This is a genomic window from Zavarzinia sp. (genome assembly GCF_041650655.1).
GTDB lineage: Bacteria > Pseudomonadota > Alphaproteobacteria > Zavarziniales > Zavarziniaceae > Zavarzinia.
The window spans coordinates 1-15,366 of the sequence record NZ_JBAZKR010000087.1; the positions used below are offsets into that span (position 1 = coordinate 1).

Genomic DNA, 15,366 nt, shown 5'->3' on the forward strand with positions numbered 1-15,366 from the left:
CGAGCGGGGTGAGCGGTGCGATGCCGCCGCCGCTGCCGGGCACCGGGCCGGGCGCAGCGAAACCTCTGGCCAAGCCGTAACCGCCACCCGGCAGCGGGGTCAGGACGACGCCGCGCTGCGACAGGGCTGAGGCCAGGCTGGCCGGATCGCCCTGATAGTCGATGCCGAGGGTAGCCGAGCCCACCACCAGCTTCTTGACCACGAGGCGCTTCACCGCCGGTGTATTCTCGATCGCGGTGCGCAGGTCGCGCCATTCGCCGAGGCCGGAGAAGCGCGCGATCGCTTCGAGGCTGACGGTCGGGCCGGCCGGCACGGCATTCCGGCTGCGGTAGCGGTCCTGGATCGCAGCGGCGGCGGCGGTCACGGCGGCATCATAGGCGCCGACCGGGAAGGAGCCGGTATAGAAGGACGCCTGCCCGGGTTCGGCGACCGAGACGGCGATACCGCCCGCCCCTTGCTGTGCCGTCGCCACCAGCGTGGCGCTGGCGCCATAGTGCTGCGCCACCTGGCCGAGGCCGACGGCGTCACCCGCCAAGGCCGCCTGGGCGCTGAGCGCCTGCATGTCGGCCAGATCGCCCTGCGGCACCACCAGGGGCTGGGGATCGTCATTGCCGTTCCGTCGCGCCCAGGCCAGGCGCCATTCGTTGTCCTCTTCCCAGAGGCCGGGCTTGCCGGAGACATCGAGACGGAGCGGAATCACCGCCAGTGGATGGGTCGCCGCCTCGACGTAGGAGACGCCGGCGCCGGCCAGCAGGGAATCGATCGCCTCGCCGCGGAATTCGACGGTCAGCAGCGCCGAATAGGAGGTCGCCGTGGTCTTTTCCTGCTTCACCTCGAAGCCCTGCATGGTCTGGAACACAAGCTGGTCAGTGACGCGGGGCATCGAGCCTTCGGTGCCCGGCGCGGCCAGGCGCTTCAGCAGGGTCTCCAGGGCGTCGCGCTGGGCCTTGGTCAGGGCGGCGTCCCGCGCGGTCAGCGGATCGGGCCCGGTCGCCTGGGCCACCACGCCATCGACCGTATAGGTTTCCGCGACAGCAGGCCCGGCCAGGGCGAGCACGCCGAACAGGGCCGCGGCAAGAAGGCGGAACAGCAGGCGGGATGCAGACATGGCCGGTCCGATGCAGGGGAGGATCCCGCGACTATAGCCGGACGGACGCCTGCCACAAGGCGCCTACAGCAGGTCTGCCACGCGCCGGCGCAATTCGGGCAGGACCTCCTGCTCGAACCAGGGATTCTTGCGCAGCCACAGATTGTTGCGCGGCGAGGGGTGCGGCAGCGGCAGGACATCCGGCAAGAAGTCGCCGAAACGGCGCACCGTGGCGGCCAGCGTCGCCTCCTGCCGGCCTTTCAGGTGCCAGGCCTGGGCATAGGCGCCGATCGCCAGGGTGAAGCGCACGGCCGGCAGGGCGGCCATCAACCGGTCGCGCCAGGCCGCGGCGCATTCGGGCCGGGGCGGCAGATCGCCTGCCTTGGGCACCGTCCCCGGATAGCAGAAGCCCATGGGCAGGATGGCGATTCGCGCTTCGTCATAGAAGATCTCGCGGTCGATCCCCATCCAGTCGCGCAGCCGCTCGCCCGAGGGATCGTTGAAGGGGATGCCGGTCTCGTGCACCCGCCGCCCGGGCGCCTGGCCGACCACCAGGAGCCGCGCCCCGCTGCTGCCGCGCAGCACCGGCCGGGGCTCGTGCGGCAGCACGGCGGCGCAGATCCGGCAGGTCCGGACCTCGGCCGCCAGTGCCGCGAAGTCGTCACCCGCCGCCGATTGCCTCATGATGCCCCCCGAGTATTGAGAATGGCGCGGTTTCCAGTATGGTCCCGCCATTCGGGCCGCAACAGGCCGGCGGACAGGACTGAGATGACGAGCGGTTATACCTATCGCGGCGCAGGCGTCGACATCGAAGCGGGCGATGCCCTGGTCGAGGCGATCAAGCCAGCGGCAAAGGCGACCATGCGGGCCGGCGTGATGGGCGGGCTCGGCGGCTTCGGCGCCCTCTTCGACCTCAAGGCGGCGGGCTACAACGACCCCCTGCTGGTCTCTTCGACCGACGGCGTCGGCACCAAGCTGAAGATCGCGATCGCCGCGAACAAGCACGACACGGTGGGCCAGGACCTGGTCGCCATGTGCGTGAACGACCTCGTCGTGCAGGGCGCCGAACCGCTCTTCTTCCTCGACTATTTCGCCTCCTCCCGGCTCCAGGTCACGGCCGCCGCCGCGGTGATCGAGGGGATCGCCAAGGCCTGCAAGGAATCGGGCTGCGCCTTGATCGGCGGCGAGACGGCGGAAATGCCCGGCCTCTATGCCGACGGCGACTATGACCTGGCCGGTTTCGTGGTCGGTGCGGTCGAGCGCGACAAGCTGCTGACCGGGGCCGACGTGGCGCCGGGCGACCTGCTGATCGGCCTCGCCTCCTCGGGCGTGCATTCGAACGGCTTCTCCCTGGTGCGGCGGATCTGCGACGGCGAAGGCATCTCCTATGCGATGCCGAGCCCGGTCGAAGAAGGCAAGAGCCTGGCCGAAACCCTGCTGACGCCGACGAAGCTCTATGTGAAGGGCCCCCTCGCCGCCCATCGCGCCGGCCTCGTCAAGGCCTTCGCCCATATCACCGGCAGCGGCATCATCGGCAACCTGCCCCGCGTGCTGCCGGAAGGCACCGCGGCCGAACTCGATGCCGCGCGCTGGGAGCTGCCGCCGGTGTTCGACTGGCTCCAGAAGGCGGGCCGGCTGACCGCCAGCGAAATGGCCAATACCTTCAACTGCGGCCTCGGCATGATCGCGGTGGTGGCGCGCGACAAGGCGGAAGCCTGCCTCCGCGTGCTGCACGAGGCGGGCGAGACGGTCTCGATCGTCGGCCGCATCACCGAGCGCAAGGGCGAGGCCCAGACCACCATCGTCGGCCCGGCCGGCGCCTGGGGCCAGGAGCAGATGTGGGTGGTGTCGTGACCGCGCGGCGGCGCACCGCCATCCTGATTTCCGGCCGGGGCTCCAACATGGCGGCCCTGCTGGAGGCCGCGGCCAATCCCGAATTCCCGGCCGAAGTGGTGCTCGTGCTCTCCAATAAGCCGGGCGCCGGCGGCCTCGCCCGCGCAGCCGAAGCCGACGTGCCGACCCAGGTGATCGATCACCGCGGCTTCGCCACGCGGGCCGATTTCGACACGGCGGTCGACGAAGTGCTGGAGGCGGCGGGGATCGAACTGGTCGTGCTGGCCGGCTTCATGCGCCTGCTGACCCCTGCCTTCGTCGAAAAGTGGCTCGGCCGCATGGTCAATATCCATCCGAGCCTGCTGCCCAGCTTCAAGGGCGTTCACGTCCACGAACAGGCGTTGCAGGCCGGGGTCCGCTTCTCCGGCTGCACCGTCCATTTCGTCACCGCCGACATGGATGCCGGGCCGATCATCGGCCAGGCCGTGGTGCCGGTGGTGCCCGGCGATACCGCCGACACGCTGGCCGCCCGCACGCTGGGCGCCGAACACCGCCTCTATCCCGCCGCCGTCGGCCTGGTGGCCAGCGGGCAGGCCCGGCTGGAAGACGGCCACACGGTCTATGACGGCGACGCCTGGACCGCCGTCACCCTGTCCTGAGATCACGCGAATGGGGCGCCGCCTCGCCCTCGCCGCCCTGCTCGCGACGTTGGGTGCGCTGCCCGCGCCGGCCGAGACGTCCCACGCCCGCCTGGCCGATGCATACACCCATCTCCGCCTGAAGACGGCGACGCTCGAAGACGCCCAGGTCATGCTGGATGCGGCGCAGGCAGGCGATCCCCGCGCGGCCGAGGCGATCGCCTGGATGCTGGGCACCGGCACGGTGCTGGACCAGAACCCGCCGCTCGCCTTCGAATGGTATCTGCGCGCCTATCTCCAGGGCCTGCCGGACGGGCTGAAGATCGCCTACAACTATTATCTCGCCATGAATGCGGTCGAACGGGCGCAGCTCGACCCCGCCGTGCTCGCCTATGTCGTGCGTGAGGCGACCAAGCCGCCGCCCGCCGAAGCCCCGGCGGCGCCGAAGCCGTTGACCGCGCCGCCACCGACTTCGGCCGAAGTCGCCGAAGTGCTGAAGATCCTGCAGGAAGAGACGCGGACCTCCAACGTCTCCTATGCCCTCGCCCGGGCCGTGGCCAAGGTCGAGTCCGGCTTCCGCTCCAACGCCCTGTCGCCCGCAGGGGCGCGCGGCATCATGCAGATCATGCCGGCGACGGCACGCGGCGAATTGGGGCTCGACCCCGATACTCTGTGGGATGCGCGGGTCAATATCCGCGCCGGTGTGCGCTATCTGGGCTCGCTGATCGACCGCTACGGCTCGGTCGACATCGCGCTCAGCCACTACAACGGCGGTTCCGCCGTGGGGCCGCCCGGCCGCGCCAAGGTGATCCCGGCGACCCAGCCCTATGTCGATGCGGTCAAGGCCTGGATGGCCTTCTATCTCCGCCAAGAGGCTGGTCCCCAGCCGGCGGCACCGCGCCAGGAGATCTTCGTGGTGCCGCGCTGAGGCGGCGGCGCGCCCCGGCGAACCGGGACGCGCTCAGGTGCTTCAGCCGACGATTTCGGTCTGGGCGAAGAAATAGGCGATCTCGATCGCCGCATTCTCGGCGCTGTCCGAGCCGTGGACCGAATTGGCTTCGATCGATTCGGCGAATTCCTTGCGGATGGTGCCGGCGGCGGCATTGGCCGGGTTGGTGGCGCCCATCACGTCGCGGTTCTTGAGCACCGCGCCTTCGCCTTCCAGGACCTGGACCACGACCGGGCCGGAGATCATGAAATCGACCAGCGAGGCGAAGAACGGCCGTTCCTTGTGGACGGCATAGAAGCCCTCGGCCTGGGCCTTGGTGAGCTGGATGCGCTTCTGCGCGACGATGCGCAGGCCCGCATCCTCGAACTTGGCGTTGACCTTGCCGGTCAGGTTGCGGCGGGTGGCGTCCGGCTTGATGATCGACAGGGTGCGTTCGACGGCCATGATGGCTTCCTTCATTCGACGACAGGCGGGAAAAGTGGGCGCCTTTTAGCCGAGGCAGGCCCGAGTGGCAACAGCGGCGCTTTATCCGCCTTCCCGCGCCGTGCTAATAGCGCGGCCATGTTACGGATAGACGGTCTCACCTTTCGCATCGCCGGGCGCACCATTCTGGACGGCGCCTCGGCCACCGTGCCGGACGGCCACCGGGTCGGCCTGATCGGCCACAACGGCGCCGGCAAGTCCACTCTGCTGCGCCTGATCCTGGGCCAATACCACCCGGACGAAGGCGAGATCGTGATCGAACGGCGGGCCAAGATCGGCACCGTCGCCCAGGAGGCGCCGGGCGGCGACGAAACGCCGCTCGACGTCGTGCTGGCCGGCGACGCCGAACGTGCGGAGTTGCTGAAGGCGGCCGAGACCGAGCAGGACGGCCACCGTCTGGCCGAGATCCACGAGCGCCTGGCCACCATCGGTGCCCACGCCGGGCCGGCGCGGGCGCAGCGCATCCTGGCCGGCCTCGGCTTCGACGAGGCAGCGCAGGGCCGGCCGATGCGCAGTTTCTCCGGCGGCTGGCGGATGCGCGTGGCGCTGGCCGCCGTGCTCTTCGCCGAGCCGGACCTCCTGCTCCTCGACGAGCCCACCAACTACCTCGACCTCGAGGGCACGCTCTGGCTCGAGGACTTTCTCGCCCGCTATCCGCGCACCCTGATCATCGTCAGCCACGACCGCGACCTCCTGAACAAGGCGGTCGGTCATATCCTGCATCTCGAACAGGGCAAGCTGACGCTCTATGCCGGCGGCTTCGACCGTTTCGTGAAGACCAGGGCGGAGAAGATCGCCAACCTCGAAGCCCAGCGGCAAAAGCAGGATGCGGCCCGCAAGCACCTGCAATCCTTCGTCGACCGCTTCCGCTACAAGGCGACCAAGGCGAAACAGGCCCAGGCCCGCCTGAAGATGATCGAGAAGATGGAGCCTCTGCCCGAACTGCCGGGCGAGCAGCGGATCGACTTCAGCTTTCCCTGCAAGGACGAGCTGGCGCCGCCCGTGGTCACCCTCGAAGGCGCCGCGGTCGGCTACGAGGGCCGGCCGCCGGTGCTGCGCAACCTGAACCTCCGCATCGATCCGGACGACCGCATCGCCCTGCTCGGCTCGAACGGCAACGGCAAGTCGACCTTCGCCAAGCTGATCGCCGGGCGTCTGGCCCCGGCCGCGGGCGAGGTGCGCCGCGCGCCCAAGCTCCGCCCCGGCTTCTTCGCCCAGCACCAGCAGGACGAATTCCACCTGGACGAGACGCCGATCAACCATATGGCCGCCCTGCTGCCCAAGGCCTCGCCGACCGAGGTGCGCAGCCGCCTCGGCGCCTTCGGCTTCGGTGCGACCCTGGCCGAAACCCCGGTCGGCCGCCTGTCGGGCGGCGAGAAGGCACGCCTGCTCTTCGCCCTGATGGCGGTCGACGCGCCCAACATGATCATCCTCGACGAGCCGACCAATCACCTCGACATCCAGGCCCGCGAAGCCCTGGTCGCGGCGGTCAACGATTATGCCGGCGCGGTCATCCTGATCAGCCACGACCGCCACCTGATCGAAGCCTGCGCCGATCGCCTGTGGCTGGTCGCCGGCGGTACGGTGAAGCCCTTCGAGGGCGACATGGAGGATTACCGCCGCCAGGTGCTGGCCGGCGCCTTCGACGAAGGCCCGGTGAAGAGCGCCGCCGCCCCCAGCGCGGACCGCAAGGATCAGCGCCGCGAGGCGGCCCGGCAGCGCGAAGCCCTCGCCCCCCTGGTCAAGCGGGTGAAGGCGATCGAAACACAGATGGAAAAACTGGCCAAGGATCTGGCCAAGACCGAGGCGGCCCTGGCCGACCCCAAGAATTTCGCCGATCCGGCCCGTCTGGCCGACCTCGGCAAGCAGCGCGCCGATCTGCTCAAGGCCCAGGAAGCGGCCGAGAACGATTGGCTGGAAGCCCAGGAGGCGCTGGAAGCGGCCTCCTGATCAGTCTCGTCTGGGCGCTGGAAGCCGCTTCCTGACCCCTCAGCCGCGGACGGAGAGGCGGGCGGGCTTCAGCGAAGGCTGCGGGACCGCCCGGAAGCGGAAGCTGCCGCTGCGCGATGCCTGAAGCCAGGTCCCGCGGCCGGCGGCATGGATCGCCGCCATGGCGGCGAAGGGAATGGTCACTTCCGTCGGCGTGAGGCCGAGGATTTCCGTCACCACCAGCAGCGGGAAGAGCACCAGCGCCGGCCGGCATGCCCAGGCCGCCCAGGCCACCGCACGATCGAAGAGCATCGCCACCATCGAAGCCTCCCGCTTTGTTCCGTGTTTGTTCTCGCACGGCAAAACGGCTTCGACAAGCGATATTTTCGCCTTTTGTTCTTTTCCGCAAGCGCCCCGTCAGCCGGCGGCGCGCTGGATCACGGCATACCAGCCGAGACCGTCGTATTCCTGGTAGCCGATGGTACGGGCAAAGGCCACGAGTTCGCCGCCTGGCGTCGCATGGAAGCCCTTCTGCCGGCCCTCATGCACCAGCGGATAGGTACCGAGCAGACCGGCTCCGTCGGAGGCGGCGATCACCCGGCATTGGCCGTCCAGCAGCAGGACACGGCAATGCGCCCATTCCTCGGGGCTCAGGTTCGGTTCGTCCTGGACGATCACCCGTGCCTGCTCCTCCCAGTCGAAATAGACGCCGAGGGCGCCGAGCGGGCGCCCGCCGACCCGTCCGCCCGCCCGGACAGCGGTCGCATAGACGGCGACCAGCCGGTTGTCGTGGCGCGGATCGCGGCGGATCTCGTCGACCACATAGTCGTCCCCGCTGCCGGTGGCGAGCGCCCGCAGGACCCACGGATCGGCCAGTTTCTGCCCCTTCAGGCGCGGGAACCGCCCTCCCTGGGAACAGGCCACGACCGTGCCGTCCGGCCCGACCAGCACCAGGTTCAGATAGACCGAATAGAAGCGGTTGATCAGCGTGAGGCGGGTTTCGGCATGGCCGGTATCGCCCGCCGCCATCGTCTCCAGGCAGCGGTAGAGTGCGTCGTCGGTCGCCCACCAGCGGACGTCGGCGGTCCGCTCATAGAGGTTGCGGACGATGAGCTGCACCAGGGTCTGCGCCATCTCGGAAAGGCGGGAACGTTCGGCCTCGTCGAACTGGCTCTGCAGCACCCGGGTCTGGACCTGGATCTCCTGCACCACATGGGTGCGCAATTCCTTGGAATTCTCCTGCGCTTGCTTGGCGAGGCTCTTCACCTCGCCGGCGACGACGCCGAAGCCCCTGCCCGCTTCGCCCGCCCGTGCCGCCTCGATCGCGGCGTTCAGGGCCAGGAGATTGGTCTGCCCGGCGATCTTCTCGTTGACGGCGACGAAGCCCTCGACCATTGCCTGGATCTTGTGGATGACGCTCGAAATGCTGACATCGCTCATGACGCCTCCGGAAGCCATGGCACGAAGCCTGCCCCGAGCGGAGAGAGTGCCGCCAAATCGGTAACAAACAACCAACGAATGGCAGCGGCGGCCCCGACCAAGGTCGAGTTCAGGCCTTGCGCTCCCAGCGTCCCTCGGGGCTCTGCTGCCAATAGGTCAGCGTGTGGCCGGCTTCCTTGAAATCGCGCCAACGCTGGCGCGCCGCGGCCAGCGCCACCTCGTCGCCACCGTCGAACATGTCGAGGCAGCGGGCATAGCCGGGCAGCGAGAGGTCGTCCGGCCGCGCGCCGTCGACCAGCACCAGCACATCGGCCCCGTTGGGCCGGTCGGCGGCGTCGCAGGTGAGCCAGATCGGCTCGTCGGCCGCGAAATCGTCGGGCGCCAGGCCATGGGGCAGGAACGACTGGTCGTCATAGGTCCAGAGTGCCGAATCGAGAAACGGCAGGCGTTCCGGAATGGCGCTGACCACCACGGCGCGCCGCCCGGAGTCGACGACGCGGGCGAGAAGGCGCGGCAAAGCCCATTCGAGCGGCCGCGCCTCCAGGTGGTAGAAGGAGACTTCCGCCATCGGCGGCGTCACTTGCCCTCGTAATTGTCGGCCACCAAGCGGTCGAGCAGGCGGACGCCGTAACCGGTGCCGCCCTTCGGCACGGTCGGCTTGTCCTTCTTGCTCCAGGCCATGGCGGCGATATCGAGATGGGCCCAGGGCACGCCGTTCACGAAGCGCTGCAGGAACTGCGCCGCGGTGATCGAACCGGCGGCGCGGTCGCCCGAGATGTTCTGCATGTCGGCGATCGGGGATTCGAGCATCTTGTCGTAAGCCTCGCCCAACGGCAGGCGCCAAACCTGCTCACCGGTCGCCTTGCCGGCGGCGGTCAGTTTCTCGACCAGGCCGTCGTCGTTGGAGAACAGGCCGGCATATTCGTTGCCGAGGGCGATGATGATGGCACCGGTCAGGGTCGCCAGGTCGATCATGAACTTCGGCTTGAAGCGGTCCTGGGTGTACCAGAGCGCGTCGGCCAGCACGAGGCGGCCTTCGGCATCGGTGTTCAGCACTTCGATGGTCTGGCCCGACATGGAGGTGACCACGTCGCCCGGGCGCTGCGCGCTGCCGGACGGCATGTTCTCGACCAGGCCGGCGACGCCCACCACATTGACCTTGGCCTTGCGCCCGGCTAGCGCCTTCATCAGGCCGACCACCGTGCCGGCACCGCCCATGTCCCACTTCATGTCTTCCATGCCGGCGGCCGGCTTGATCGAAATGCCGCCAGTGTCGAAGGTGACGCCCTTGCCGATGAAGGCGACGGGGGCGTCCTTGGCCTTGCCGCCGTTCCAGCGCATGACCAGGAGCTGGGATTCGCGGACACTGCCCTGGCCGACGCCGAGGAGCGCGCCCATGCAGAGCTTGCGCATCTGCGCCTCACCCAGGACCTCGACCTCGACGCCCAGCTTTTCCAAGGCCTTGGCCTGCTTTGCCAAGGTTTCGGGATAGATGATATTGGCGGGCTCGGTGACCAGGTCGCGGGTGAAGAAGACACCCTCGGCGATCTTCTCGAGGGGCTGGAAGGCCTTCTTGGCGGCACCGTCCTGAGCGACGCCGATGGTCAATTTGGCCAGGCTCGGCTTGTCCTCGGGCTTCTTCTTCGTGTGGTACTTGTCGAAGCGGTAGCTACGCAGCAGGGCACCGTAGGCGATACGGGCCGCGAGTTCGGCCGGCTTCAGGGCGACGCCTTCGACTTCGTCCACGATCACCGTGACCGCTTCCTCGCCCGAAGAAGCGAGACGGGCGACAACATTGCCGCCCAGCGTTTCGGCGCCCAACGCGTCGAGCGCCTCCGGCTTGCCGAGACCGATCAGCAGCACGCGGGAAAGGTCGATCCCGGCCGGCGCCAACAGTTCGACGATCTCACCCCTCTTGGCCGAGAAACGGCCGGTCGCGACCACGCGGCTGAGCGCGCCCGCCGAGAGCTTGTCGAGATAGGCGCCGGTCGCACTGAAATTGCGCCCTTCGAGGGCGAAGACGACGACCGCGCCGGCGGCGGGCAGGCTGGGCGAGGCAAAGGCGATCTTCATCGAGCAGACTCCGGAGGCTTTCTTGGCCGGCTGCGGCCGGCCCCGGCATCTTGATGCCGCCGCCCGCCGTTGGGAAGCCCGCTCGACAGCGCGGCATGGAACGGCTATCGACAGCGCATGACTGCGCCCGCCGCCCCGGACCTCGCCGCCGACCGCTCCGCCTTCCGCCTCGTGCTCGGCCTCGCTGCCGGAATCACGGTGCTGCGGCTCGCGGCGCTCGCGGTGGGCGGCCTGCCGCTCTATCTCGACGAAGCGCAATATTGGTTCTGGGCGCAGACGCCTGCCTTCGGCTATTTCTCCAAGCCGCCCCTGATCGCCTGGGCGATCGGCGCCACCACCGCGGTCTGCGGCGACGGTGCGGCCTGCGTGAAGGCGGCTTCGCCCCTCGCCTATGGCGTCGCCACCATCTTTGCCTATCTGCTCGGCCGGAACCTGTTCGGCGTCCGGGCCGGCGTGCTGGCCGCCCTCGGCTTCGCGACCCTGCCGGGGGTCACCTTCTCCGGCCTGATCATCTCGACCGATTCCCTGCTCCTGCTGTTCTGGACCGCCGCCCTCTGGGCCTTCGAGCGCGGTCTGGCGGCGGGGGCGCGGCGCTATTGGCTCTGGCTCGGGGTCTTCCTCGGCCTCGGCCTGCTCGCCAAATACGCCATGATCTATTTCGCGGCGCCGGCCCTGATCGTCGCCGCCTTGCAGCCGAAAGGACGCCGGCCCTGGGGCGGCCTCGCGCTGGCCGGCGCCGTCGGCCTCCTGATCCTGTCGCCGAACCTGATCTGGAACGCTTTGTCGGGCTTCGAGACGTTCCGCCACACAGCTGCCAACGCCAGCGTCGGCGCCAAGATCGGCAATATCGGCGGCGTCGTCTCCTTCCTGGGCGACCAGCTCGCGATCCTGGGGCCGGCGGCGGCGCTCGCCCTTATGGCCGTGTTCTGGCGGCCGCGGCGCCTGTTCGCCGATCCGGGCCTGCGCATGCTCGCCTGGTTCTCGCTTCCCGTGCTGGCGCTGCTGATCGTCCAGGCATTCCTGTCGCGCGCCCACGGCAATTGGGCGGCGGTCGCCTTTCCGGCCCTGATCGTGCTGATCATGGGCGCCCTCGACGGTTTCGGGATGCGGCGCCTCGGCCGGGCAGTGCTCGCGGTCGACGGCGCCATCCTGGCCGTCATGCTGGTCGGTGTCGCCTGGGGCGGCGTGCCCTTCATGACGCTCGCCGCCAAGACCGACCCTTTCCGCTGGGTGCGCGGCTGGGACCGGCTCGCCGCCGCGGTCGAGGCGAAGCGTGCGGGCGAAGCCCCGCGCGCCGTGATCGTGACCGACCGTGGCGCCACCGCCGAGCTGATCTATCACCTGCGCGATTCGGATGCCCTGGTCCGGCGCTGGTCCGAGGATCAGGACAATCCGGCCGACCAATTCGCCATGGTGCTGGATCTCGACGACGCCAGGGGCTGCGACACTGTGGTGGTTTCGCGCGCAGCGACCTTGCCAGCGGCGCTGGCGGCCGAATTTTCGGCCGTGGAAGGACCGGAAAAGGTCGAGATGCGACCCTATCCGGACCCCAAGGGGACCTACTATCTCTTCATCGGCCGGAATTTCGGCAATGGCGCGCCCGCAGCGCAGGGTTGCCGCTCTATCACCCGAACCGGGCGGAAGCTATAGTCGCCGCCGATGAGTCGGATGACATCCTATATAAGGCGCCAGATCGCCGGTCCCATGATCTTCTTCACGCTCGCACTGACGGGCGTGATGCTGGTCGGCCAATCGCTGCGCACGGTCGACCTCATCGTGAACAAGGGCCTGTCGCTGCAGACCCTGCTGGAATTGACCGCCCTGCTGATCCCGGGCGCGCTCTCGCTGATCCTGCCGATCGCGCTCTTCTGCGCCGTGATGTTCGCCTTCTACCGCATGTGGATGGACAGCGAGCTGATCGTCATGGCCGCCTCGGGCATTTCGGTCTGGCGCCTGATCGGCCCGGCGCTGGAACTGGCCGGCCTGGTCATGGTGATCACCCTGGTGCTGAACTGCTATGTGACGCCGCTCGGGCTCCGCTCGTTCAAGAACGAGGTGGCGGAGATCCGGGGCGATCTCGCCGCGGTCTTCCTGCAGGACGGTGAATTCTCGGAACTGACCGACGGGCTCACCGTCTATGTGCGCGAGCGTACGACGGACGGCGAACTGCACGGTATCCTGGTCTATGACGCGCGCCGCCCGGACAAGGCCGTGACCATGATGGCCGAGCGCGGCACCCTGCTGCCCGACAGCGACGGCGCCAAGATCCTGCTGGTCAACGGCAACCGACAGGAGAGCGAGCTCTTCACCGGCAAGGGCAGCTACCTCAGCTTCCAGCGCTACGTCCTGGACCTCGGCGGGCTGACGGACGACAACGCCACCCACCGCATGAAGCCGGGTGAGCGCTACCTGACCGAACTCCTGCCGCCCTATGACACGCAGGACGCCCAAAACAGGGCCCTCCTGCTGACCGAGGCGCACAAGCGCCTGTCCTCGCCGCTCTATGCCCTGCCGTTGGCCCTGATCGCCGCCTGCGGCCTGCTCTCCGGCGAATATTCGCGGCGCGGCAAATACACCCGCTCCGCCGTCGCGGCGATCGGCGGCCTCGGCCTCAGGCTCAGCGAACTGGGGCTTTCCGGCATCGTCACCTCGACCCCGGCGCTGGCCCCCATCCTCTACCTGGTGCCGCTCGGCGCCTGCGTCGTGGCCTTCTATGTGCTCCGGCCGAGGCTGCGCGCGGCCGTGGCACCGCCGGCCGCCCTCCCGGCCACGGGCGAGGGCTGACCATGCATCGCATCGCCCCAGTCTTCGCGCTCTATATGATGCGCCGCTTCCTCCTGGGTTTCGGTCTGGTGTTCGGGCCGATCGTGGCGCTGATCTATATGATCGACCTCCTGGAACTGACCCGGCGCGCCACCCGCGTGACCGGCCAGCAGGCCGACTTCCTGACCCTGATGGCGATGTCCGGTATGCACCTGCCCGGCCTCGCCACCCTGGCCCTGCCTTTTGCCTGCCTGTTCGGCGGCATGTGGACCTTCGCCCGCATGACCCGCTCGAACGAGCTGATCATCGCCCGCGCGGCCGGCCTTTCGGTCTGGCAGTTCCTGGCGCCGCCCATGCTGGTCGCCCTGCTGCTCGGGATCTTCGCGGTCGGCATCATCAATCCCTGGTCCTCGGCGCTGAACTACCACTACCGCCAGCTCGAAGCCTTCTACATCAAGAGCAGCACCTCCAGCCTGTCGGCCGTCACCGATTCCGGCATCTGGCTGCGTCAGGCGGACGACCAGGGCAGCGCCGTGATTCATGCCCTGGCAGCGTCCGACGGTGGGCTCCGGCTCAATGCGGTGGTCGTCTTCATGTTCGACCGCCAGGAAACCTTCCTCCGCCGCATCGAAGCCTTCAGCGCCAAATTCGACGGCGACGTCTGGACCCTGAGCGACGCCTGGGTGATCGAGCCGGACCGCCAGGCCAAGGCCGTGCCCGTCTACCGCCTTGCTACCAACCTTCGGCCGGACGACATCCAGCAGAGCTTGGCCAACCCCGATTCGGTCTCCTTCTGGGCCATTCCGGATTTTGCCAAGCGGCTGGAAGCGGCCGGCTTCTCCGCCACCCGCTATCTGGTGCAATGGCACAGCCTGGCCTCGATTCCCCTGGTGCTCTGCGCCATGGTGCTGGTCGCGGCGACGGTTTCGCTGCGCCATTCGCGGCGCGGGGGCGTCGCCATGCTGATCGGGCTCGGCGGCATTGCCGGTTTCGCCCTCTTCGTCGTATCCGACATTGCCCGCGCGCTCGGCATCGCGGAAAGTGTCCCGGTCATTCTCGCTGCCTGGGGCCCTGCGATCGCCGCGACCCTGGTGGGCATCGCGCTGTTGTTTCATTTGGAAGATGGTTGATGGCCGTCGCACTCCCTCCTGATGCCCTGCCCGGCGCCGCCGGCCGTCCCGGCCGCCGGCCAGCCCGGGGCCGTGCCTCGCTGCGCAACCGTACGGCGATCGCCCTGGTGCTGGCCGCCGTGGCGCTGGCCGGGCCGACCCTCGCCGTCGCCGATCCGCTGCCCGGCAGCCCCGCGGTTGGCCAGGGACCGGTGCAGATCATCGCCGACGAGGTCATCTACAACCCGAACACCCATACGGTGACCGCCCAGGGCAAGGTCGAGCTGTCCCAGGGCGAACGGGTGCTGATGGCCGACAAGGTCACCTATTTCGAAGAGAGCCGGATGGTCGCCGCCACCGGCAACGTCTCGCTGCTGGAGCCGACGGGCGAAGTCCTGTTCGCCGACTATGTCGAACTGGACGACCAGTTCCGCGACGGCTTCGTGCAGACCGTCAGCCTGCTGTTCTCCGACAATTCGCGGGCCGCGGCGGTGCGCGCCATCCGCCAGGACGGCAATGTCACCACCCTCGACCATGCGGTCTACAGCCCCTGCCTGCCCTGTGCCGAGCATCCGGACCGGCCGCTGCTCTGGCAGGTGAAGGCGGTCAAGGTGACCCACGACCAGGCGGCCAAGAAGGTCGAATACGAGGATGCGACCTTCGACGTCCTCGGCGTGCCGGTCGCCTATCTGCCCTATTTCTCCCACCCCGATCCGAGCGTGAAGCGCCAGAGCGGTTTCCTCACGCCCCATATCGGCGAGAGCACGCGCCTCGGCTTCCGCATCGGCACGCCCTATTTCTGGGCGATCGACGACAATAGCGATCTGACCCTGACCCCCTTCTATACCTCGAAGGAAGGTTCCTATCTGGTCGGGGACTACAGGAAATTGTTCGCCGACGGCGAGCTGATGGCCGAATTCAGCGCCGGCTACGGCAATTCCTACGACGGCGACGGCAACGACACCGGCAACGACGAATTCCACGGCCATATCTTCGCCCACGGCCGCTTCAACGTCGACGACAACTGGCGCTGGGGCTTCGACGCAGCGCGTTCCTCGTCCG

At 68.5% G+C, this 15,366-nt stretch carries 15 protein-coding genes; 8 read left to right on the forward strand and 7 right to left on the reverse strand.

Features of this window, described 5'->3' with window-relative positions:
* Positions 1-1,108: DUF2066 domain-containing protein (locus tag WC493_RS17130; RefSeq protein WP_373066816.1), on the reverse strand; the 1,108-nt coding region annotated here is incomplete at its 3' end.
* Between the two features lie 63 nt (positions 1,109-1,171).
* Positions 1,172-1,771: a uracil-DNA glycosylase family protein gene (locus WC493_RS17135; protein WP_373066818.1), complete on the reverse strand. Its 600-nt coding sequence runs from the start codon at positions 1,769-1,771 to the stop codon at positions 1,172-1,174.
* Between the two features lie 84 nt (positions 1,772-1,855).
* On the opposite strand from WC493_RS17135, the gene purM reads away from it, so the two are divergent.
* From purM to WC493_RS17150, 3 genes are read left to right on the forward strand one after another with little or no spacing between them, the layout of a single operon-like run.
* Complete coding sequence (gene purM / locus WC493_RS17140) at positions 1,856-2,941, forward strand: phosphoribosylformylglycinamidine cyclo-ligase (protein WP_373066819.1); 1,086 nt, start codon at positions 1,856-1,858, stop codon at positions 2,939-2,941.
* Complete coding sequence (gene purN, locus WC493_RS17145) at positions 2,938-3,579, forward strand: phosphoribosylglycinamide formyltransferase (protein WP_373066820.1); 642 nt, start codon at positions 2,938-2,940, stop codon at positions 3,577-3,579. Before purM ends, purN begins: the two co-directional genes overlap by 4 nt.
* Before the next feature lie 10 nt (positions 3,580-3,589).
* Positions 3,590-4,486, forward strand: a complete 897-nt coding sequence (locus WC493_RS17150; RefSeq protein ID WP_373066822.1) for a transglycosylase SLT domain-containing protein — start codon at positions 3,590-3,592, stop codon at positions 4,484-4,486.
* 42 nt (positions 4,487-4,528) lie between these two features.
* Here the strand turns inward: WC493_RS17150 and ndk are convergent, their stop codons facing one another.
* Positions 4,529-4,951 (reverse strand): nucleoside-diphosphate kinase, encoded by a 423-nt coding sequence (gene ndk, locus WC493_RS17155; protein ID WP_373066823.1) that lies wholly within the window; start codon positions 4,949-4,951, stop codon positions 4,529-4,531.
* A gap of 117 nt (positions 4,952-5,068) precedes the next feature.
* Between ndk and WC493_RS17160 the strand changes: the two genes are divergently transcribed.
* Positions 5,069-6,940 (forward strand): ABC-F family ATP-binding cassette domain-containing protein, encoded by a 1,872-nt coding sequence (locus WC493_RS17160; RefSeq protein WP_373066825.1) that lies wholly within the window; start codon positions 5,069-5,071, stop codon positions 6,938-6,940.
* A 39-nt stretch (positions 6,941-6,979) separates the two neighbouring features.
* Here WC493_RS17160 and WC493_RS17165 read toward each other — a convergent pair whose 3' ends face one another.
* The 4 genes from WC493_RS17165 to WC493_RS17180 form a co-directional block, all read right to left on the reverse strand.
* Positions 6,980-7,240, reverse strand: coding sequence for a hypothetical protein (locus WC493_RS17165; RefSeq protein WP_373066826.1), 261 nt, complete (start codon positions 7,238-7,240; stop codon positions 6,980-6,982).
* A gap of 96 nt (positions 7,241-7,336) precedes the next feature.
* Positions 7,337-8,377 (reverse strand): methyl-accepting chemotaxis protein, encoded by a 1,041-nt coding sequence (locus WC493_RS17170; RefSeq protein ID WP_373066827.1) that lies wholly within the window; start codon positions 8,375-8,377, stop codon positions 7,337-7,339.
* 91 nt (positions 8,378-8,468) lie between these two features.
* Positions 8,469-8,939, reverse strand: coding sequence for a DNA polymerase III subunit chi (locus WC493_RS17175; protein ID WP_373066828.1), 471 nt, complete (start codon positions 8,937-8,939; stop codon positions 8,469-8,471).
* On the reverse strand, positions 8,936-10,432 hold the full coding sequence (locus tag WC493_RS17180) for a leucyl aminopeptidase (protein WP_373066830.1): 1,497 nt from the start codon (positions 10,430-10,432) through the stop codon (positions 8,936-8,938). Before WC493_RS17180 ends, WC493_RS17175 begins: the two co-directional genes overlap by 4 nt.
* A gap of 117 nt (positions 10,433-10,549) precedes the next feature.
* Between WC493_RS17180 and WC493_RS17185 the strand changes: the two genes are divergently transcribed.
* The 4 genes from WC493_RS17185 to WC493_RS17200 all read left to right on the forward strand — a co-directional run.
* A complete protein-coding gene (locus WC493_RS17185; RefSeq protein ID WP_373066831.1) occupies positions 10,550-12,082 on the forward strand; it encodes an ArnT family glycosyltransferase in 1,533 nt (510 codons plus the stop codon).
* Positions 12,083-12,100: 18 nt separating this feature from the next.
* On the forward strand, positions 12,101-13,216 hold the full coding sequence (gene lptF / locus WC493_RS17190; RefSeq protein WP_373066833.1) for an LPS export ABC transporter permease LptF: 1,116 nt from the start codon (positions 12,101-12,103) through the stop codon (positions 13,214-13,216).
* Positions 13,217-13,218: 2 nt separating this feature from the next.
* Positions 13,219-14,325 carry an LPS export ABC transporter permease LptG gene (lptG, locus tag WC493_RS17195; protein ID WP_373066834.1) on the forward strand — a complete coding sequence of 369 codons (1,107 nt, stop codon included), beginning with the start codon at positions 13,219-13,221 and terminating at the stop codon, positions 14,323-14,325.
* On the forward strand, positions 14,325-15,366 hold a 1,042-nt coding region (locus tag WC493_RS17200), incomplete at its 3' end, for an LPS-assembly protein LptD (RefSeq protein WP_373066835.1). The genes lptG and WC493_RS17200, both read left to right, overlap by 1 nt.